Genomic DNA, 20,061 nt, shown 5'->3' on the forward strand with positions numbered 1-20,061 from the left:
CACTGAAAGGATCACACCATGACCACACTCACCACCGTCGCCACTACCGCCACCGCCACCGAGTTTCTGCTGCAGCACCTGCGTGCCGAGGGCTACCAGGCGCAGACCGACAGCGATGGTGATATCGTTTTCCGCTTCGAGGGCATGGGCTATGTGCTTTGCCTGGACGCCGACGACATCCAGTTTGGCAAGCTGCTGCTGCCGAATGTCTGGCTGATCGAGTCGCCGCAGGAGCAGCAGCGCGTGCTGGTGGCGCTCGATGAAGTGAACCGCCGCATCAAGCTGGTGAAGGGCCATGTGGTGCGTGGCCAGGTGTGGTTCTGCATCGAGATGCTGCTGCTCGAGCCGCAGCACTGGACGCATTTCCTGGCGCGCGCCACGCGCTCGCTGGCGCATGCGGCTTCTCTGTTCGCCAGCGAAATGCACGCCAGCGCCGAGTAACTTTTACGCGACGCAGGCGGCGGCCGTTTGTGCCAGCCATGCCGCCAGCTGCGCCTGCGGCATGGGGCGGGCGAAGTAATAGCCTTGCAGTTCGTCGCAGCCGGCGTGGCGCAGCACGGCGGCATCGGCCGCGCTTTCCACGCCTTCGGCCGTCACCGTCAGGCCCAGGGTGTGACCGAGGCCGATGATGGCCTTGGTCACGGCCAGGTTCTGCGGCGAATTGTGGATGTTCTGCACGAAGCTCATGTCGATCTTCAGCTTGTCGAGCGGGAAGCGGCACAGGTAGTTCAGGCTTGAATAGCCGGTGCCGAAATCGTCGATCGAGATGGCAAAGCCCAACGCCTTGATCGCCTGCAAGGTGGCGACGGTGTCGTCCACGTGCTCCATCAGGATCGATTCCGTCAGCTCGAATTCGATCCGGCCCGGCGCGATGTCAAACTCGCGCAGCACCTCGCGCAAGGTGGCCGCCAGGCTGCCGTTTTTCAGCTGGATGGCCGACAGGTTGACCGATACGCCGATATCGCCCACGCCCGCCGCGCGCCAGGCCGCGTGCTGGCGGCATGCTTCTCGGATGACCCAGGCGCCGATCGCCACGATCAGGCCCGTTTCCTCGGCCAGGGGAATGAAGCTGTCTGGCGCGATCAGGCCGCGCTGCGGATGCTGCCAGCGGATCAGGCTTTCCACGCCGTGCAGCTGGCCGCTGTGCGCATCGACGCGCGGCTGGTAGTACAGCACCAGTTCGTGGCGCTCGATGGCATGGCGCAAATCGCTTTCCAGGTGCAGCTGCTGCAACTGCTGTGCTTCCATCTGCGGCGTGAACATGCGCGCATGGTCGCGCCCACCGCTCTTGGCCTGGTACATGGCCGCATCGGCGTGGCGCATCAGGGTATCCATGTCGTTGCCATGGTCGGGGTAGATGGCCACCCCCACGCTGCACGAGACATGCAGTTCATGGCCTTCCACCTGGTACGGCTCGCGCATGGCGGGGATCAGCCGCGTGTCGAGCAGGGCGCCGATGTATGCGGCATCGCCGATGCCGTTGAGGATGACGACGAATTCATCGCCACCGAGGCGGCTGACGGTGTCGCCTTCGCGCACCAGCTGCAGCAGGCGTGCCGACACCGATTGCAGCAGCGCGTCGCCCACATGGTGGCCCAGGGCGTCGTTGACGCTCTTGAAACGGTCCAGGTCGACGAACAGCACGCCCACCTTCTCGCCACTGCGGCGCGCCTGCGCGATGGCGGCGGCCAGGCGCAGCTTCGACACGTGGCGGTTCGCCAGTCCCGTCAGCGCGTCATGGTGGGCCATGTGCTCGATCTGCCGCTCGCTGGCCTTGCGTTCGCTGATGTCGAGCGAACTGGCGATGAAGTGCGTGGTGACGCCATCGAGGTCGCGCACGGCATTCATCACCAGCCAGGCGGGATACGCTTCGAGCGACTTGCGCTGTATCCAGATCTCTCCCTGCCAGTAGCCGCGCCGCGCCAGGGTCTGGCGCAGGCTGTCGAGCTGTTCGTGGCTGTTTTGCGGCGACAGCAAAAAGGCCGGGCGCTTGCCGATCAGTTCCACCATGTCGTACAGCGCATGGCGGCGGAATGCCTGGTTGACGGTGATGATGCGCATGTCGGCATCCATCACGATCAGGCTTTCGGCCGAGGCCTCGAAGACCTTGGCCCACAGTTCCAGGCGCGACTCCATCAGCTTCATCTTGTTGATCGGCGTGAAGGTCGACAGCACGGCGCGCTGGCCCTGATAGTCGATCAGGCGCGCCGAAATCAAGGCCCAGGTGGGCGTGCCGCCGCCGCTCCAGCACACCTCGAATTCATCGACGGCGCCCAGGTCGCTCAGGCGCTGGAAGAAGCGCGAGCGCGCCGGCGCGCTCATGCCATCCACCCACGGGTCGAGTTCCAGGCCGCCTTGCCACGCGTGCGCGGCCTGGTTGGCGTGCAGCACGCGGTGGTGCGGGATCGAAGTGACCATCAGCGGAATGGGAATGGCGTCGACCAGCTGGCGTTGCGCGTCGGCCGCACTGGCGCGCGCCACCAGGTCCTGCTGCGCCACGCGCTGGAAATCGAGCTGCTGCAGCATGGTGTTGAAGGCGCGCACCAGGCGTCCCGTTTCATCCTCGCTGTCCCAGACGGCGCGCAGGCTATGGTCGCCCGTTTCGCGCACGTCCTGCGCCACGCGCGCCAGGCGGCGGATGGGCAGGGCGATCTGGCGCGCGACAAAAAACACCAGCCCCAATATCATCACCAGCAGCAGCACGGCCGTGCCCAGGTGCAGCCACATGCGCGTAAAAAAGCCATCCACGCGCAGCTGGATCAGGCGCTGCAATTCGTTGGCCGTGTCGCGCCATGCCAGGCGCAGCGCGGCGAGCGCCACCGCGTCGCGGCGCAGCAGTTCCTGCCTGCCGGCGGGATTGGCCTGCGTGCCGGCCAGCGCCTGGGTGCTGGCGCGGAACTGTGCGATGGCTTGCCGCAGCGCCATGCGCGAAGCGTCCAGGTGCTGGCGCAGCAGTGGCGTGCTGGCCTCGAACGCTTCCGTATAGTCGCTGCCGATGCCGCCCATGGTGGCGTCCATGCGCCCTTCCAGGATCAGGAACTGCGTCTGCATGCGCTGGCGCTGCGCGCCTTCGGCCGTGGCCAGCTGCAGCGCCAGGTCGCGCGTGCTGTTGATCACTTCCAGCAGCTCGGGAAAGCGCAGGATCACCAGCGACATGGTGTAGTAGCTGTCGAGGTCAGGGTCGAGGATCAGGTTGGACTGGTTGCCCACGCGCGTGAGCAGTTCGCGTCCGGCGGCGAAGGCGGGCGAGGGCCCGATGCCGTCATGCGCTGGCGGAGCGCCGGCCTGGCGCAGCAGGACGGAAAACTCCCCGCTCAATTGCGCGCTGCGCATGCCCGTGCCGAACCGGCGCTCGGCCTGCTCGATGGCGGCGGCCGAGCGGGCGGCATCGGCGGGTTCGCGCGTCAACGGCAGCAGGGCGTCGCGGATCACGGCGATGTAATCGTTGCCTGCCATCTCCTTGCGCGAGAAGTCGATGGCCAGGTATTTTTCGTTGATGAGGATGCCGGAAATGAAAATCGCGGCGGACAAATCGAGCAAATAGATCAAGGCCAGTTTGCGCCCCACCGTCAATTTCCCGATCATGCGCGAAATTCTGCCCACCATGCGTGCACCACCTTCTTGTCAGCCCAGTTTGTGTTTTCTAATGAGCAATTTTCATGCCTGAATTTACAAGCTTGCAAGGAGGATATTGGCTGTGTTTGCACCATGCGGGTGCGCACAGGGAGGCGGCGCGCCAATAAAAAAGGGCGGCCCGCAGGCCGCCCTCGCATGCCGTCAGGCTGCGCTTATGCTTCGGCGACGCGCTTGGCGATGTGCGCCAGCGCTTCTTCCACCTGGTCGATCAGGATCAGGCACAGGTCGCCCTCGCCCAGGCGCGCCAGGGCCTTGTCGATGGCGACGAATTCGCCGTTGATTTCATCGATGTGGGTAGTGCGCTTGGCGCCGTCCAGGCCCTGGCGCAGCAGTGCCACCACTTCGCCGTCGGCGCGGCCGCGCTGGCATTGGTCCTGGTACAGCAGCACGTCGTCAAACGCGGCGCCGAGGATTTCCGTCTGCTGGCGGATGTCTTCGTCGCGGCGGTCGCCGGCGCCGCTGATGACCACCGAGCGGCGCTTGGCCGGCATGCTTTCCACGGCCTGCACCAGCGCCAGGATGGCGTCCGGATTGTGGCCGTAGTCGGCGATCAGGGTGGCGCCCTTGTAATCGAAGACGTTAAAGCGGCCCGGCGCATTGTCGGCTTCATTGGCGAAGGTTTTCAGGCCCAGCGCGATGGTCTTCCAGTCCAGGCCCACGGCCCATGCCGCGGCCAGCGAAGCCATGACGTTGTCGACCTGGAAGCCGATGGCGCCATTGCGCGTGATCGGCACCTGCGACAGGGCGATCTCGTGGCGCTCCTGGCCCTGCGCCGCCACCAGTTTGCCGTCTTCGACGAAGACCACGCGGTTGCCTTGCGCGCGGTGCGTGGCCATCACGGGGTGCGTCTTGTCGGCGGCGAAGAAAGTCACCGTGCCGCTGCAGTTCTTGGCCATGCGGGCCACGGCAGGGTCGGTGGCGTTCAGCACGGCCACGCCGCTGTCGGCCACGTTCTGCACGATCACGCGCTTCAGCACCGCCAGGTCTTCCACGGTGGTGATGTAGTTCAGGCCCAGGTGGTCGCCGGCGCCGATGTTGGTGACGACGGCAACCTGGCAGCGGTCGAAGGCCAGGCCTTCGCGCAGCATGCCGCCGCGCGCCGTCTCGAACACGGCCGCGTCGACGTCAGGGTGCAGCAGCACGTTGCGCGCGCTGCGCGGGCCGCTGCAGTCGCCGCTGTCGATCTGGCGGCCTTCGATGTACACGCCGTCCGTGTTGGTCATGCCGGTGCGCAGGCCCGAGGTGGTGAGCAGGTGGGCGATCAGGCGCACGGTGGTGGTCTTGCCGTTGGTGCCGGTGACGGCAACGACGGGGATGCGGCCATCATCGCCTTCGGCGAACATGGCGGCGATGATGGCTTCGCCCACCGGGCGCGGCTTGCCGAACGATGGCGCCAGGTGCATGCGCAGGCCCGGTGCGGCATTGACTTCGACGATGCCGCCATTCTGTTCTTCCAGCGGTTTCAATACGCTGTCGGAGACAACGTCCACGCCGCAGATGTCCAGGCCCACCATGTGCGCTGCCGCGACGGCGCGCGCTGCCACTTCCGGATGCACGTCGACGGTGACGTCGGTGGCCGAGCCGCCCGTCGACAGGTTGGCGTTATTGCGCAGGATGACGCGCTGGCCCACCGGCGGCACCGAGTCGGCCACATAGCCCTGCTTGGCCAGGCTGGCCAGCGCGATGTCGTCAAAGCGGATTTTCGTCAGCGAGGTAGCGTGGCCGCTGCCGCGGCGCGGGTCCAGGTTGACCTGGTCGACCAGTTCGCGCACCGTGTGCTGGCCGTCGCCCACCACTTGCGGCGGGTCGCGGCGGGCCGCGGCCACCATCTTGTTGCCAATCACCAGCAGGCGGAAATCGTGGCCCGGCAGGTAGCGTTCGACAAGGATATCGTCGCGGAATTCCTGCGCCGCGATGAAGCCGGCCGTCAGCTGCTCGCGCGTGGTGATGTTGACTGTCACGCCCTTGCCCTGGTTGCCGTCCTTCGGCTTGACGACCACCGGCAGGCCGATCTCGCAGGCGGCGGCCCAGGCATCGTCCGCGTCGACGGCGACACGGCCGTGCGGCACCGGCACGCCGGCCGAGTCCAGCAGTTTCTTGGTCAGTTCCTTGTCCTGCGCGATGGCTTCGGCGATCGCGCTGGTGCCGTCCATTTCGGCGGCCTGGATCTTGCGCTGGCGGCTGCCCCAGCCGAACGTCACCAGGCTGCCTTCGGTCAGGCGGCGGAACGGGATGTTGCGGGCCACGGCGGCGTTGACGATGGCGCCCGTCGATGGACCCAGGCGCACGTCTTCATCGAGTTCCGTCAGCTGGTGCAGGGCGCCGGCCAGGTCGAATGGGGTGTCGTCCAGCGCGGCCTGGCACAGCTTCTGCGCCAGTTCCAGGGCCAGGCGGCCAACGGCTTCTTCCGAGTATTCGACGACGACCTGGAAGATGCCCGTTTCCAGGGTCGGCGTGGTGCGGCTGAAGGTGACGGGGCAGCCGGCTTGCGCCTGCAGGCCCAGGGCCGCCAGTTCCAGCACCTGCGCCATCGGCGCGGCGTTGTAATTGCCCAGCGGCTGCAGCGGGCTCAGTTGTGGAAAGAGTGCGCGCAGGCGGGCTTCGAAGCCGGGCAGCTGGGCGATGTCGAGTTCCTGCGTGGTGCAGGAAACAATGGCTTCCACGGCGGTGTCGTGGCTCCAGAGGTTAGGGCCCCGCAAGGCCCGTACGCGAGATACTTCCATAATTAAACCGTAATCCTGTTGTGTTCTTGTGGGCCCGGCCGTAGCCGGGCTTTTACGTCAAATCAAACCGTAGCGAGCAGATGGGATTTGTGGCCGAGAAGCGGAGCTGTGCGGATGCACAGTGAGCATCGGAGGCCGCAAATCGCGAGGCGCAGTAGGTTTGGTTTGACGTCTCTGGTTTTCAATTGCCGATGCAGCCGGGCGCCGCGTCAAAGGTGCGCAGTCCGGCGCAAATCAGGTCGACGGGCAGGTTCAGGGCCCAGGCGGCGGCGGCCACGGCCAGCACGCTGTCGACATTGCCGGCGGTGGCAGGCTTGAGCAGGTCCAGGCACAGCAGGACCGTTTCGATGCCGCCTTCGGCCAGCACGATATGGTTGCCGCGCACGAAAGCGGCGCGCTGCCCCGCTGCCAGTTGGGCTGCGATGGCGGGCAGGCTGCCATCCTGCGCGTACAGGGTCACGCTGCCGTCGCACAGCTCGGCCAGTTCCAGCACTTGCGGGTGGGCCGCGTGCAGCACGGCCACGCCGCTCGGCACGACCACGTCGACCTGGCTGCGCACGACCTTGTACAGGCCCGCATCATCGAGCACGTCGAAGTCCTTGACGCTATCGAGGCTGCCCATGTCCGTCACGATGCCGACCTGGCATTTGTCGTAGGCCAGGCCTTCGGCCAGGATCATGCGCGGATTGCTCTCGAACAGGGCGGTCTGCACGGTGCGGTTGAGCAGCAGGCGCTGGCCCGCGTCCCAGTTCACGCAATCGCTGCTGACGACGCGGCGCTGGTCCAGGTACATGCCTTCGCTGCAGACGGCGCCCGTGTGCAGACCGGACAGATTAAGGAGTTTGCACAGCATGCGCACGATCAGGCTGGCGCCGCGCGTGCCCGTCACGCCAATCAGCGGAATGCGGCCCGTTTCCTCTGGCGCAAACAGGTGGTCGACGATGGCCGCGCCGACAGGGCGGGGCTGGCCCACGCCCGGCTTGATGTGCGCCAGCAGGCCAGGGCTGGCATTGACTTCGATGATGGCGCCGCGCTGCTCTTCCAGCGGACGCGTGATGTCTTTTGTGACCAGGTCGATGCCGGCGATATCCAGGCCCACCACGCGGGCGGCCAGCAGGGCCGCATGCACGACGGACGGATGCACGTCGTCCGTGACGTCGATGGCCACGTTGCCGTTCGGCTGGATCAGCACTTTCTGGCCGGCCTGCGGCACGGACAGGGCGGTCATGCCCTGGCGCTGCAGTTCCAGCACGATTTCACCCGATTCATGCGGCTTGACGGTGCCCAGCGGGAAATCCTCGCCTTCGCCGCGGCGCGGGTCGGTATTGATTTGCGCGTTCACCAGTTCCAGCACGGTGGAGGTGCCGTCGCCATCGACCCACAGCGATTCGCCCTTGGCGGCCGCGATCAGCTTGTTGCCGACGACGAGCAGACGGTGTTCGTCGCCCGTGATGAAGCTTTCCACCAGCACGGCCGAGCTGTCGCCCTTGCGCGCGGCCAGCTCATAAGCGGCCTTCACGTCGCTTTCGGTCATCAGGTTCAGCGACACGCCGCGGCCATGGTTGCCGTCATACGGCTTGACGACGACAGGCACGCCGATGTCCTGCGCTTCTTCCCACGCCGCCTCGGCGCTGCGTACCAGGCTGCCTTCGGGCACGCGCACGCCGCACGATTTGAGCAGGAATTTGGTGAGGTCCTTGTCGCTGGCGATGCCTTCGGCGATCGCGCTGGTGCGGTCCGTTTCGGCCGTCCAGATGCGGCGCTGCGCGGCGCCATGGCCCAGTTGCACCAGGTTGCCGTCATTCAGGCGCAGCGAAGGGATGCGGCGTTCGGTGGCGGCATCGACGATGCTGGCCGTGCTCGGGCCCAGGCAGCGCGAATCGACCATGTCGCGCAGCGGCACCAGGGCCGCTTCCAGGTCGAAGGCTTCATCGTTGATGGCGGCCATCAGCATGGTGCGGGCGGTAGCCAGGGCGGCGCGGCCGACGTGTTCTTCGCGTGTGCGGAAGGCCATCTTGTAGACGCCGCGCTGGCTGGTCGAACGCGTCTGGCCGAAACCCGTGCGCATGCCGGCCAGGTTTTGCAGCTCCAGCACCACGTGCTCGAGGATGTGGGCCGACCACGTGCCTTCGCGCAGGCGCTCGAAAAAGCCGCCCCGTTCGCCCACGCCGCAGCGGTGTTCGATCATGCCAGGCAGCCATGCGACGAGACGCTCGTACAGGCCGGGCAGGGTGTTCGATGGGTAATCTTCCAGTTCGCCGATGTCGACCCAGGCTTCAATCACCGGGCGGTAAGTCCAGATGTTGGGGCCGCGCAAGTGGGTGACGCGGACAAATTCGATGTTCTTCTTCTTGATCATGTAAGTGGTTTCTTGATAACAAGCCAGGCGTCTGGGCGCCAGATACTTTATGTTGGCTTTACAGAGACTTTTCAGGCTCGTGCTTGGTTCTTTATCCCGGGTATGCGCAGTGTGCCACCTTTAGCGGTCTCTTGTCGCGTTTGCCTCTCGTATTCTGCTGGTGTTGCCGCTCTAATTGTTACTAAATGTTGCCATTATTATTAAAAACACACCATCCTGTATCCTGGCCGAGACATTTGCCTGGCTTCCAGCTGTTGTATACTTCAGCGCTGGCCCGGCGTTGCAAAAGCGCCGCGCCCGGCTGGTACTTCCTGTCACGATCGCGCGTTTTTTTACGCCGTTTTGCCATCATTCCTTACCGGGAAGCATCCATTCGATACAATACAGGAAATTGCCACTGGTGCATCAACCCCGCCATCGCGCAGTACACAAACATTGATAGGGCACTTGCCCCATCCCCCAAATCCCGCCCTGTGAAGGGCTTGGCCTCGAGCCGGAGTATGCTTTACGATGACAACTGAACTGAGTGTTCCTGCAACAACTATCCCCCTCACATCACTGCCTGAACACTGGCTGGCGGAAGTGGAAAGCAACCTTTCTCCAGGGGAGAACGTTTTAAGTAGCGTTGAGGTTGACCTCGATGCGCGATTACGTTTCACAAAAGGCATAATAGTTGTCACCGAGAAGCGCCTGCTGGCCCGTTCGCCGGGCGAAAGCGCCTGGAAAAGCTGGTCTTTCCGCCCCGGACTGCGTCTCACGCACCACGATCACGCCGGCGTCGGCCACCTGGAACTGTTCGACGACCACGGCCGCCTGGCGTCGTGGCGTTTTACCCTGGGCCAGAACCTGCACGCCATCCGCGTGCTGGAGCAGTTCGTCGAGCGCCTCGACAGCCACCTGACGGGCCAGCCCGTGCTGGAAGCGGAACAGGAAGTGTGCCCGAGCTGCAAGGCGCCCTTGGAGCCGGAGCAGGAAGAATGCCCGATCTGCGCCAAGGTGCTGCATACGCCGCCATCGACCTGGACCCTGTTCCGGCTGTGGCGCTTCGCCCATCCCTACCGTGGACAGCTGGCCCTGGGCTTCATGCTGATGCTGCTGAGCACCGCCGCGCACATGATTCCGCCCTACCTGACGGCGCCGCTGATGGACAATGTGCTGATCCCGTATCAAAACGGCAAGCATATCGACCCGTGGCTGGTGGTGTACTACATGAGCGGCTTGCTCGGCTCGGCCCTGCTGGCCTGGCTGCTGGGCTGGGGCAAGACCTATGTGCTGGCCCTGGTGTCCGAACGCATGGGCGCCGACTTGCGCTCGGCCACGTATGAACACCTGATGAAGCTGTCGCTGGAATTCTTTGGCGGCAAGCGCACGGGCGACCTGATGGCGCGCATCGGCAGCGGCAGCGACCGCATCTGCGTCTTCCTGTCGCTGCATTTGCTCGATTTCGCTTCCGACGTGCTGATGATCATCATGACGGGCGTGATCCTGTGGTCGATGAATCCGTGGCTGGCGATCATGACCCTGGCGCCATTGCCCTTCATCGCCTGGATGATCCACCTGGTGCGCGACCGCCTGCGCACGGGCTTTGAAAAGATCGACCGCGTGTGGAGCGAAGTGACCAACGTGCTGGCCGATACGATTCCCGGCATCCGCGTGGTGAAAGCGTTTGCGCAGGAAAAACGCGAAGCGGCCCGCTTCCGCGACGCCAACGCGCACAACCTGGCCGTCAACGACAAGCTCAATAAGGTCTGGTCGCTGTTCTCGCCCACCGTTTCCTTCCTGACGGAGATGGGTTTGCTGGTCATCTGGTGCTTCGGCATCTGGCAGCTGTCGCGCGGCGAAATCACCGTCGGCGTGCTGACCGCCTTCATCGCCTACAGCACGCGTTTCTATGGCCGCCTCGATTCCATGAGCCGCATCGTCTCCGTGACGCAGAAATCGGCCTCCGCCGCCAAGCGCATCTTCGACATTCTCGATCACGTGTCGAGCGTGCCGGAACCGGCGCAACCGGTGAAGCTGGAGAAGATCGAAGGACGCATCGACCTGCGCGAAGTCGGTTTCCGCTATGGCAACCGGGCCGTCAACCGTGGCATCACCCTGAACATCAAGGCGGGCGAGATGATCGGCCTGGTGGGCCACAGCGGTTCGGGCAAGAGCACCCTGGTCAACCTGATCTGCCGTTTCTATGACGTCTCGGAAGGCGCGATCTTGCTTGACGGCGTAGACATCCGCTCGTTCGCCGTTTCCGACTACCGCCGCAACATCGGCCTGGTGCTGCAGGAGCCGTTCCTGTTCTTCGGCACCATCGCGGAAAACATCGCCTACGGCAAGCCGCACGCGACGCGCCAGGACATCATCGCCGCCGCGCGCGCCGCGCATGCGCATGAATTCATCCTGCGCCTGCCGCAAGGCTACGATTCGATGGTGGGCGAGCGCGGCCAGGGCCTGTCCGGCGGCGAACGCCAGCGCATCTCGATTGCCCGCGCCCTCCTGATCGACCCGCGCATCCTGATCATGGATGAAGCCACATCGTCGGTCGATTCGGAAACGGAGAAGGAAATCCAGAAGGCGCTGGACAACCTGGTGCAGGGCCGCACGACCATCGCCATCGCGCACAGGCTGTCGACCCTGCACCGCGCCGACCGCCTGGTGGTGCTGGACCGTGGCCAGGTCGTCGAAGTGGGCAGCCACGATGAACTGATGGCGAAAGAGGGCGCCTATTTCCGCCTCTACGAAGCACAGGCGCGCAATAACGAACTCGCCCTGGATGACAAGGAATAAGCATGGCCAGCACAACTTTTACATTACACCGCGACACCTTCGGCAAGCTGGTGATGACGGACGCGGACGGCCAGGTTTTTGAAGGCGTGGCGCCCGTGCGCGCCTTTCCCATCCAGTCGCCCGACGAAGGCATTTCGCTGGTGCTGGGCAATGGCAAGGAAGTGGCATGGATCGACCATGTCGACGCCTTGCCGGAGCCGACCCGCAGCCTGCTGCAGGAAGAGCTGGAAGGGCGCGAATTCATGCCCGAGATCGCGCGCGTGAAAAGCGTGTCCAGCTTCGCCACGCCATGCACCTGGTACGTCGACACGGACCGGGGCGAGACGCAATTCGTGCTGAAAGGCGAGGAAGACATCCGCCGCATCGGCGCCGCGTCGCTCCTGATCGCGGACAACCACGGCATTCACTTCCTGATACGCGACATGTTTAATATCGACAAGACGACGCGCAAGATACTCGACCGCTTCCTGTAAGTGTCGCCAGCAGGGCCAGTCAAGGCCTTGATGCCCTTGCCTCCTCGAGCAGCCACTGCGCAAATGCCTGCAGTGCGGCGGCGCTGAGGGCAACAGGCTCGGGCAGTACCAGGCAAAATCTCTTGCTGATAGTGTGGCCATCCGGCCAGGGCGCCACCAGGCGGCCTTGGCGAAGCTCCGCCTCGATATACAGTCGCGGTACCAGTGCCACGCCCAAGCCGGCGAGCGCCGCTTCAATCAACATGGCGTGCAGATCGTAGCGGGGGCCCACCGCAGGATTGGCCAGCCCGATGCCGGCCGCCTGGGCATAGTCTTGCCAGGCGTCCGGATTCTGGCGCCGGTGCAGCAGCGGCAGGGCGTCCAGCGACATCCCGGCGCTGGTGGCGAGCAGTGCCGGGCTGCAGACGGGGACCAGAATTTCCTCCAGCAAGGGGTGGCAATGCATCCCCGTCCATGCCGGATGTTCAAAATGAATCGCCGCGTCGAAACCGCTGCCGGCCAGGACAAAGGGCTCCATGCGTTCGGCGATATGTACGGTAATGTGCGGATGCAGGTTCTTGAAGCGTTTCAGACGCGGGATCAGCCAGCGGCTGGCGAAGGTCGGTAGCGCGGCAATATCGATACTCGCGCCGTCGATGGGTTGCCCCATCAAATACAGGCTGTCGCGTTCCAGCCGTTCCAGAATCTCGCGCACTTGTACCGCATAGCGCGCGCCGCTTGGCGCCAGCCGCACGCGGTTGCCTACGCGCTGGAATAGTGCCACTCCCAGAAACTGTTCCAGGCGGCCAATCTGGCGGCTGATTGCGCCCTCGGTCAGCGACAGCTCGTCGGCCGCCCGGGCGAAGCTGCCGTGCCGCGCCGCCGCCTCGAAGGCCAGCAGTGCCGTATTGCTGGGAATCTTACGCCGCATGGCGTGCTACGGATGCGGGCAGAATTTGAGCTTGAGTAAATATCATGGAAGGGTGATTTTATATCGCTATTCACGGCAAAAATACCATACTACCATTACCTTTGTGCAATGAGTGCCAGCGTTTCGCAGGCCGATGTACCGTTGATGCCAAGGATAATGTGATGATTTATACCGTCGAATGCAGCTTTGCCGATCCCGGCAGCGAAGCGCAATGGAACGATTTTTATACGCTGGAAAAACTCCCTGCCCTGATCTCCGTGAGCGGCTTTCACACTTCGCAGCGTTTCAAGGCGCTCACCGGTGGCTGCCCCGTCTACCTGGCCGTCCATACCATGGATGGCCTTGATGTCCTGGCGGGAGAGGAATACCGGCAGAAAGGCGGCGGAAACTTCGCCAGCTGGCAGCGCCACATCACGGACTGGCACCGTAACCTCTACAGCGATATCGGCCTGGCGCCAGCGGTGGCAGCGGACGAATTGCTGGTGCTGTGTGCCACGGGCCCGGAATCTCTGCTTGCGCTGGGGCTCAGTCCCCTGACCATGCGCGCCGTGGCACTCGAGCAATTGCCGCCACGCCGTTGGCTGGCAAAATTGCCTCGGCAACATGCACCGCTTGCCGAGTCCATGCCCCAGGGCGTCTTCCTGTATGCGCCAATGACGCAACAGCTGAGAAGTTCGGACGTTACCGATGCCGCACCGGCGCGATAGGCCTGTCATGCCCAATCTCACTGTCTATATCGCTACCGAGCAAATGCCCTGCGCCGCAAAGCTGGCACTGCTGTCGCGCGACTGCGTCGAACTGTGCACGCGCGTGCTGCAAGCGGCCCCCGGCAAAGTGCATGTCATGTATGTCGGCGTGCGGCCCGGATATGGTCATCCGGTCTTTGCCGAACTGCTATACCGCATCGATGGCTGTCGCACGCCAGCGGTGATGCAGGCATTCATGGAAGGACTGGACAGCGCCATCATGCGCCATGCCGGCTTGACGGCGCGGATACGCTGCTTTGCGTCTGAGGCCATCGATGCGTTTAACTGAAACGTTTCCTAAAGAAAAAAACATGTCCCCCTCTCTCTTTCCAAACCAGCTGGTCGGCGACTTCACGGTCACCGCGGTCAGTGACGGCTACCTGTCCGCCAGCCTCGAATTCTTGTCGAATATCGATCCGGCCGAGGCCGCCAACATGCAGGGCGCCGCAGGGCAGGCTGCGCCGGACGCCGTGCACATCAATTGCTATATTGTGCGTAGCGCACACCGCAGCATACTCATCGATGGCGGGGCGGGGGGCGTCAAGCAATGGGGTGGCCGGCTGCGCGACAATTTGCTGCGCGCAGGCATAGACGCCGCATCCATCGACACCATCCTGCTCACCCATGCCCATCCCGATCATGTGGGTGGCCTGGTCGACGCGGCTGGACAGCGCAGCTTTCCCAATGCGGAGCTTGTCGTGCATCAAGGTGAAGTGGCGTTCTGGCAAGATGACGGCAATCTCAGCCGGGCTAGTGCGCGTGCCAAGGGCAATTTCGCCATGGCGCGCCGCGTTTTCGACAGCTATCGTGGGCAGCTGCGTACTTTCCTCGACGGTGAGGTACTTCCCGGCATACAGGCGATGCCGCTGCTTGGCCACACGCCGGGCCATACGGGATATCTGCTTGAATCGCATGCGCAAAGCTTGCTGGTATGGGGCGATATCGTGCATTTTCCGCATATCCAGATTGAGCGGCCGGACGTATCGATCGCTTTTGACCAGGACCCCGCCACGGCAGCCACCACCCGTTCACGGCTGCTGGACCTGGCCTGCTCCGAAAAACTGCTGATCGCCGGCATGCACCTGGGCGAACTTGGTTTTGCGCGTATCAGGCGCAGCAGCGGGACATATGCGCTGCATTACGAGACGCAACGGTGAACCGGCGCGACCAGGCATGCCTCGTTCGCCAGCCAGCTTGACGGGCATCTTGTCCAGGCGATTGCCGGCATGCCACGGGAGCATCAACTTGTCGCATTTGCGCGGCACGGATTGCTTGAAGGGGCTGCAATCCGGGCCGTGGCCTTGCGTGAGCGTGCCGGGAGAATGCCATGTTCCGAGCAATCCCCGGCTTCTCTCCTGAATCGCCGTGTTTACTGAAACGCCACCTCGGCAAAGCTGCGCAATTTGCGGCTGTGCAGCCGGTCGACGCCCTGGCGGCGCAGCAGTTCCACGGCGCGGATGCCGATGCGCAGGTGCTGGTCGACCCTTTCGCGGTAGAAGTGGTTGGCCATGCCGGGCAGCTTGATTTCGCCGTGCAGCGGCTTGTCGCTCACACACAGCAGGGTGCCGTACGGGACGCGGAAGCGGAAGCCGTTGGCGGCGATCGTCGCGCTTTCCATGTCCAGCGCGATGGCGCGGCTCTGGCTGAAGCGGCGCTCCGGCGTGCGCTGCGGCAGCAGTTCCCAGTTGCGGTTGTCCGTGCTGGCCACCGTCCCCGTGCGCATGATGTGTTTCAGGTCATGCCCGGTCAGCTGGGTGATTTCCGCCACCGCCGTTTGCAGCGCCTGCTGGATTTCCGCCAGCGGCGGGATCGGCACCCACAGCGGCAAGTCTTCGTCGAGCACATGGTCTTCGCGCACATACGCGTGCGCCAGCACGTAGTCGCCCAGGCTTTGCGTGGTGCGCAAGCCGGCGCAGTGGCCCAGCATCAGCCATGCGTGCGGGCGCAGCACGGCGATATGGTCGGTGATGGTTTTCGCATTGGCCGGACCGACGCCGATATTGACCATGGTGATGCCGCTGCCGTCCGCGCGCAGCAGGTGGTAGGCGGGCATCTGCGGCAGGCGCGGCGGGGCGGCGCCCAGCGCATCTTCGCTTTCCACCGTCTGGCCGACCCTGCGCGTGACCACGTTGCCCGGTTCGACAAAGGCGATGTAGCCGTCATCGTCCGATGGCGCGGCCGCATCGGGCGCACGCTCCATCATGGCGTGCCCCAGGCGGATGAATTCGTCGATATAGAACTGGTAATTGGTAAACAGCACGAAGTTCTGGAAGTGCTGCGGCGAGGTGCCGCTGTAGTGGCGCAGGCGCTGCAGCGAATAATCGACGCGCGGACCCGTGAAGAGCGCCAGCGGCTGCGCTTCACCATGCGCCGGTTCATGCGTGCCGTTGGCGATGCCGTCGTCCATGGCCGACAGGTCGGGCAGGTCGAACAGGTCGCGCATGGCCAGGCGGCGGCCCGCGTCCATATTGCCCTCGATGTGGTCATGCTCGGCGAACGAGAAATGCACGGGAATCGGCTGGGCGCTGACGCCCACTTCCAGGTGTACCTTCTGGCCGCCGTTATGGTTTTTCAGCAGCAGGGTAAACTGGTCGAGGTAGTAGTCGCCAAACAGGTCGGGGCGCGTCAGGGTGGTTTCAAACACGCCGGGGCCGGCGACAAAGCCGTAGGCCAGCGGCGAGTCGGCGCGCGCCACGGTGTCGGTCTGGATGCGCACGAACGGGTAGCAGGCGCGCACGCGCTCGTGCATGTCTTCGCCGGCGACAAAACGCTGCAGCGCATCGCGCAAGTGTTCGATACTGCTGCGGTAGATGGCTTGCACTTGTTCCAATGCCAGGCGTGGATCGTCGAAGCGGGAGGAGGCGATGAAGGGGGGCGTAAGCAAGCGGATTCTCCTTGTGGCGGTTCGTGCATGCCATTGTAAGGCAGCAAGGCAACTCTTGTTTGTCCCGTTCTCGCCGAACGGAGGCGCTTGACGAATTCAAATAGAATCTGTATTCTATTTGGGATGGTCAGACTAGCTAAATTCAACGAAAACAATTTCATCGACAGCGCGATCGCCGTCGCCGCCCAGTGCGGCGTGGCCGCCGTGTCGATGGCCGCCATCGCCGTCAAGGCGGGGGCACCCATCGGTTCCGTGTATCACCGCTTCGATTCGCGCAACGCCATCCTGGCGCGCGCCTGGCTGCGCGTGAAAAGCGACTTCCGCGAAGAAGTGGCCAGCCGCTGGCTCGGCGGCGACACGTGGGCCGGCGTGCATGGCTTGCTGGACTGGTGCCGGCGCAAGCCCGTGTATGCGCGCTTCCTGCTGCAATGCGCGGACAGCCCCGATTTCAACGGCGGCCTCAGCGAGGAATTGCTGGCCGCCGTGGAAGAAGAACAGGCGGCGCTCGACGCCTGCTTCGCCCGCTGCGCCGAAGCCATGCCCGGCACCACGGAGCTGGACCTCGACCACATGCTGCTCAAATTCGTGCTGATCGACGCCCCCGTGGCCGTCGTCAAGCCTTACCTGACCCAGGAGCGGCCGATCCCGGCCAGCGTTGACGCCATGCTGCGCGCCTCGCATGACGCCGTGCGCGGCTGGGCCGCCCACACCACACACTAACCAATACAACCAAGAAGACAACCATGCGCTATTCCACCCAGCTTGAACACGGCAAGAAAATCCCCCTGCATGATGAAGAAGGCTTCATCGGCATGCGCGCGGCCGGCCGCATCGCCGCCGACACGCTCGACTTCATCGCGCCTTTCGTGAAACCTGGCGTCTCGACGGCCAAACTCGACGCCCTGTGCGAAGAGTTCATGCGCGCCGCCGGCGCCATCCCCGGCACCATCGACTACCACGGCTACAAGCACGCCAGCTGCATCTCCGTCAATCATGTGGTCACGCACGGCATCCCGTCGGAGACCAAGATCCTCAAAGTGGGCGACATCCTGAACATCGACGTGACGCCGAAGTTCAATGGCTGGTTCGGCGACACCAGCCGCACCTTCAAGGTGGGCGCCGTGTCCATCCTGGCCAACCGCCTCGTCAACACGGCGTATGAAGCCATGATGGCCGGCATCCATACCGTGCGTCCGGGCGCGACCCTGGGCGACGTGGGCGCCGCCATCGAAGCCGTGGCCAAGGCGCAGGGCTTTTCTTCCGTGCGCGACTTCTGCGGCCATGGCGTGGGCCAGGTCTTCCACGACACGCCGCAAGTGCTGCACTATGGCCGCGCCGGCACCGGCATCGTGCTGGAACCGGGCATGATCTTTACCATCGAGCCGATGCTCAACGTGGGCAGCTACCAGGTCAAGGTCTTGCCGGATAAATGGACGACCGTGACGAAAGACCGTTCGCTGTCGGCGCAGTTCGAACACTCGCTGGCCGTGACGGAAACGGGCTTTGAAATCTTCACCCTGACCGGTTCGACCGAGCCGCTGGTGTAAGCATGGATGCGGCGCGCCGGCAGCAGCTCACCGAGATCGCCGCCGCCAGGGCTGGCGTGGATACGGCATGCGCGGCGCGCCACCTGGCGCTGCACGCGTACGACGTGGCGGCCGCCCTGCGCAGCATCGACGCCGAGCGCTATACGCTCACGCAGCGACTGCTGAACAAATACGGGCGCGACCCGGACGACGCGCTGCAGCACGTGGCGCTGGCCGTGCTGCAGCAGGCAGACATCGGCAGCGACAGCGTGCTGCGCGTCGAGCGCATCGCGGCCCTGGCGCCGCCCGTTGCCGGCATGGTGATGTTGGCCGAGTGGCTGGCCTATGTGGACTGGGAAGGTTTTGACAGCGCCCTGTACGCCAATATCGACGCGGTGGCGGCGGTCATCGCCGGTGCATTGGACCTGCCCGAGGTGGCTGCCAGCCTGCTGCAGGCGCGCGATGCGGCCGTGTTTGAAACGCAGCGTCCCGCGCTGGCGGCAGCGGCCCTGCTGTTCATCGAACGCCACATTCCGCACTTTCCCTGACGGCAGGCGCTTTGCCGCCGGCGGCGCGCGTCTTACAATGGCGGCAAGCACTGTTGCCCCATTTTGAAGACTTCCGCATGAGCGATTTTCCCGAAGATATCTACACCGAGCCGTCCGCCGACGTGCACACTTTGAATAACCTGGGTCCCCTGACCGGCATGGCCGGCATCTGGACCGGCACGCGCGGCCTGGACGTCAAGCCGAAGGCCGATGGCCCGCGCAAGCAGGCGTTTGTCGAGCGCATCGAACTGCAGCCGATCGACCCCGTCACCAACGGCCCGCAGCTGTTCTACGGCTTGCGCTACTACATCCACATCACCAAGCCGGACCAAGTCAAAACGTATCATGAGCAGGTGGGTTACTGGCTGTGGGAACCGGCCACGGGCGCCGTGATCCAGACGCTGGCCATCCCGCGCGGCCAGATCGCCATGGCGTCCGGCACGACGACGGCGGACGCCACCAGTTTCGAACTGGTGGCCAGGCGCGATTCGACGGCCTACGGCATCTGCTCGAACCCCTTCCTCGAACACGCGTTCACCACCGTCGAATACCGCATCAAGGTCGACATCCACGCCGATGGCACGTGGGGCTATGACGAAGACACGGTCATGCTGATCCGCGGCAAGGATGAGCCGTTCCACCACACGGACCGCAACCTGCTGACAAAAGTCGCCGAGCCGACGCCGAATCCGATGGCCTTGCAGGCGCTGGCCGCCGCTGCATAAAAATTAAAAGCGGCGACGCTTGCCGCCGTGCTGCACGAGCGCCTGAACAATGCTCAGGGCCAGGCGCGCTGCCGCAGGCAGTACGAATGTACGGCCAGGCAACGCAACAACGCCATGGGCTTTTTCTCAGGTGCTCCTTAAGGCTTGCCCTGCGCCACCGCCTTGATCGCGCGCTCCTCGCCCATGGCGGCGGCGATTTTCCAGCGCTGCATGGCGCTGGCGCGGTCGGGGCGTTTCAGGCCCGCGCCTTCCCAGTCCATCAATCCCAGATTGTAGATGTCGCCCGCGCTGCCCTTGTCGGCGGCCAGGGTGAACCATTTGCGCGCTTCCTTGTGATTGACGGGGATCTGGTAGCCGCGCACGTTGTACAGGCCCAGCAGATGCATGGCTTGCGCATTGCCCTTGTTGGCCGCCTGTTTCAGCAGGTCCATGCCGCGCGCCATGTTGCGCGGTTCCTGCCAGCCCTCGGCCAGCATCACACCCTTGGCCGTCAGCGCATAGCTGTCGTTCTTCAGCAGGCCCTTGCCGATCAGCGGCTTGGCGGCCACCTGGCGCGCTTCACGCTGCTGCGCCGTCGGCGCCGTGACGGCGCCGCCCTGGCCTTCGCCCATCAGCCGCATCCACCCGTACAAACCATACGCGCTGGCGTCGCCCTTGCCAACCAGGCTTTCCAGCATGGCCAGCGCCTGCACCTTGTCGCCGTTCTCATACAGCTTGACGGCTTTCGGCGTGCTGGCGTCAGGCACAGGC

General features: G+C 64.3%; 15 protein-coding genes and 1 pseudogene. 10 read left to right on the forward strand and 6 right to left on the reverse strand.

The annotated features are described in order from the left end of the window. The first annotated feature begins 18 nt into the window (after positions 1–18). On the forward strand, positions 19–441 hold the full coding sequence (locus JaAD80_RS15700; protein ID WP_102295326.1) for a hypothetical protein: 423 nt from the start codon (positions 19–21) through the stop codon (positions 439–441). A gap of 3 nt (positions 442–444) precedes the next feature. Here the strand turns inward: JaAD80_RS15700 and JaAD80_RS15705 are convergent, their stop codons facing one another. The 3 genes from JaAD80_RS15705 to cphA (JaAD80_RS15715) form a co-directional block, all read right to left on the reverse strand. Beyond that, entirely contained in the window at positions 445–3,585 is a 3,141-nt protein-coding gene (locus JaAD80_RS15705) for an EAL domain-containing protein (protein ID WP_258003016.1), read from the reverse strand. 203 nt (positions 3,586–3,788) lie between these two features. Then, positions 3,789–6,359: a cyanophycin synthetase gene (gene cphA, locus JaAD80_RS15710; protein ID WP_102295330.1), complete on the reverse strand. Its 2,571-nt coding sequence runs from the start codon at positions 6,357–6,359 to the stop codon at positions 3,789–3,791. 181 nt (positions 6,360–6,540) lie between these two features. After that, complete coding sequence (gene cphA / locus JaAD80_RS15715) at positions 6,541–8,718, reverse strand: cyanophycin synthetase (RefSeq protein ID WP_102295332.1); 2,178 nt, start codon at positions 8,716–8,718, stop codon at positions 6,541–6,543. Between the two features lie 510 nt (positions 8,719–9,228). Here cphA (JaAD80_RS15715) and JaAD80_RS15720 point away from each other — a divergent pair. Further along, positions 9,229–11,499, forward strand: a complete 2,271-nt coding sequence (locus JaAD80_RS15720; protein WP_102295334.1) for an ABC transporter ATP-binding protein — start codon at positions 9,229–9,231, stop codon at positions 11,497–11,499. Between the two features lie 2 nt (positions 11,500–11,501). Beyond that, the gene (locus tag JaAD80_RS15725; protein WP_102295335.1) at positions 11,502–11,972 is read left to right on the forward strand and encodes a DUF1854 domain-containing protein; all 471 of its coding nucleotides are present in this window, start codon (positions 11,502–11,504) and stop codon (positions 11,970–11,972) included. Between the two features lie 19 nt (positions 11,973–11,991). Here JaAD80_RS15725 and JaAD80_RS15730 read toward each other — a convergent pair whose 3' ends face one another. Further along, positions 11,992–12,882: a LysR substrate-binding domain-containing protein gene (locus JaAD80_RS15730; RefSeq protein WP_102295337.1), complete on the reverse strand. Its 891-nt coding sequence runs from the start codon at positions 12,880–12,882 to the stop codon at positions 11,992–11,994. Positions 12,883–13,043: 161 nt separating this feature from the next. Between JaAD80_RS15730 and JaAD80_RS15735 the strand changes: the two genes are divergently transcribed. The 3 genes from JaAD80_RS15735 to JaAD80_RS15745 are packed head-to-tail and all read left to right on the forward strand — an operon-like array spanning position 13,044 to position 14,785. Continuing rightward, entirely contained in the window at positions 13,044–13,589 is a 546-nt protein-coding gene (locus tag JaAD80_RS15735) for a sugar ABC transporter (protein WP_102295339.1), read from the forward strand. Between the two features lie 7 nt (positions 13,590–13,596). Then, positions 13,597–13,917, forward strand: coding sequence for a hypothetical protein (locus tag JaAD80_RS15740; protein WP_102295341.1), 321 nt, complete (start codon positions 13,597–13,599; stop codon positions 13,915–13,917). A gap of 22 nt (positions 13,918–13,939) precedes the next feature. Continuing rightward, on the forward strand, positions 13,940–14,785 hold the full coding sequence (locus tag JaAD80_RS15745; RefSeq protein WP_102295343.1) for an MBL fold metallo-hydrolase: 846 nt from the start codon (positions 13,940–13,942) through the stop codon (positions 14,783–14,785). Between the two features lie 212 nt (positions 14,786–14,997). On the opposite strand, the gene JaAD80_RS15750 is transcribed toward JaAD80_RS15745, so the two are convergent. After that, a complete protein-coding gene (locus tag JaAD80_RS15750; protein ID WP_102295344.1) occupies positions 14,998–16,512 on the reverse strand; it encodes an AMP nucleosidase in 1,515 nt (504 codons plus the stop codon). Between the two features lie 123 nt (positions 16,513–16,635). Between JaAD80_RS15750 and JaAD80_RS15755 the strand changes: the two genes are divergently transcribed. From JaAD80_RS15755 to JaAD80_RS15770, 4 genes are all read left to right on the forward strand, one after another. Further along, entirely contained in the window at positions 16,636–17,232 is a 597-nt protein-coding gene (locus JaAD80_RS15755; RefSeq protein ID WP_102295346.1) for a TetR/AcrR family transcriptional regulator, read from the forward strand. Positions 17,233–17,255: 23 nt separating this feature from the next. After that, positions 17,256–18,059, forward strand: coding sequence for a type I methionyl aminopeptidase (gene map, locus JaAD80_RS15760; protein ID WP_102295347.1), 804 nt, complete (start codon positions 17,256–17,258; stop codon positions 18,057–18,059). Positions 18,060–18,061: 2 nt separating this feature from the next. Next, the gene (locus tag JaAD80_RS15765) at positions 18,062–18,586 is read left to right on the forward strand and encodes a hypothetical protein (RefSeq protein WP_102295349.1); all 525 of its coding nucleotides are present in this window, start codon (positions 18,062–18,064) and stop codon (positions 18,584–18,586) included. A gap of 77 nt (positions 18,587–18,663) precedes the next feature. Beyond that, the gene (locus JaAD80_RS15770) at positions 18,664–19,311 is read left to right on the forward strand and encodes an FABP family protein (protein WP_102295351.1); all 648 of its coding nucleotides are present in this window, start codon (positions 18,664–18,666) and stop codon (positions 19,309–19,311) included. A gap of 137 nt (positions 19,312–19,448) precedes the next feature. On the opposite strand, the pseudogene JaAD80_RS15775 reads toward JaAD80_RS15770, so the two are convergent. Further along, positions 19,449–20,061, reverse strand: a pseudogene (locus JaAD80_RS15775) (SEL1-like repeat protein); the annotation flags it as partial.

This window comes from Janthinobacterium sp. AD80, assembly GCF_002878455.1.
Lineage (GTDB): Bacteria > Pseudomonadota > Gammaproteobacteria > Burkholderiales > Burkholderiaceae_D > Janthinobacterium.

What these genes read in the sequence shown, in the direction of transcription:
- JaAD80_RS15735 (WP_102295339.1), top strand. Translation starts at nt 13,044, where the DNA reads ATGATTTATACCGTCGAATGCAGCTTTGCCGATCCCGGCAGCGAAGCG.
- JaAD80_RS15745 (WP_102295343.1), top strand. Translation starts at nt 13,940, where the DNA reads ATGTCCCCCTCTCTCTTTCCAAACCAGCTGGTCGGCGACTTCACGGTC.
- JaAD80_RS15730 (WP_102295337.1), bottom strand. Translation starts at nt 12,882, where the DNA reads ATGCGGCGTAAGATTCCCAGCAATACGGCACTGCTGGCCTTCGAGGCG.
- JaAD80_RS15705 (WP_258003016.1), bottom strand. Translation starts at nt 3,585, where the DNA reads ATGATCGGGAAATTGACGGTGGGGCGCAAACTGGCCTTGATCTATTTG.
- JaAD80_RS15740 (WP_102295341.1), top strand. Translation starts at nt 13,597, where the DNA reads ATGCCCAATCTCACTGTCTATATCGCTACCGAGCAAATGCCCTGCGCC.
- JaAD80_RS15700 (WP_102295326.1), top strand. Translation starts at nt 19, where the DNA reads ATGACCACACTCACCACCGTCGCCACTACCGCCACCGCCACCGAGTTT.
- JaAD80_RS15725 (WP_102295335.1), top strand. Translation starts at nt 11,502, where the DNA reads ATGGCCAGCACAACTTTTACATTACACCGCGACACCTTCGGCAAGCTG.
- JaAD80_RS15755 (WP_102295346.1), top strand. Translation starts at nt 16,636, where the DNA reads ATGGTCAGACTAGCTAAATTCAACGAAAACAATTTCATCGACAGCGCG.
- map (WP_102295347.1), top strand. Translation starts at nt 17,256, where the DNA reads ATGCGCTATTCCACCCAGCTTGAACACGGCAAGAAAATCCCCCTGCAT.
- JaAD80_RS15765 (WP_102295349.1), top strand. Translation starts at nt 18,062, where the DNA reads ATGGATGCGGCGCGCCGGCAGCAGCTCACCGAGATCGCCGCCGCCAGG.
- JaAD80_RS15720 (WP_102295334.1), top strand. Translation starts at nt 9,229, where the DNA reads ATGACAACTGAACTGAGTGTTCCTGCAACAACTATCCCCCTCACATCA.
- JaAD80_RS15770 (WP_102295351.1), top strand. Translation starts at nt 18,664, where the DNA reads ATGAGCGATTTTCCCGAAGATATCTACACCGAGCCGTCCGCCGACGTG.
- cphA (WP_102295330.1), bottom strand. Translation starts at nt 6,359, where the DNA reads ATGGAAGTATCTCGCGTACGGGCCTTGCGGGGCCCTAACCTCTGGAGC.
- cphA (WP_102295332.1), bottom strand. Translation starts at nt 8,718, where the DNA reads ATGATCAAGAAGAAGAACATCGAATTTGTCCGCGTCACCCACTTGCGC.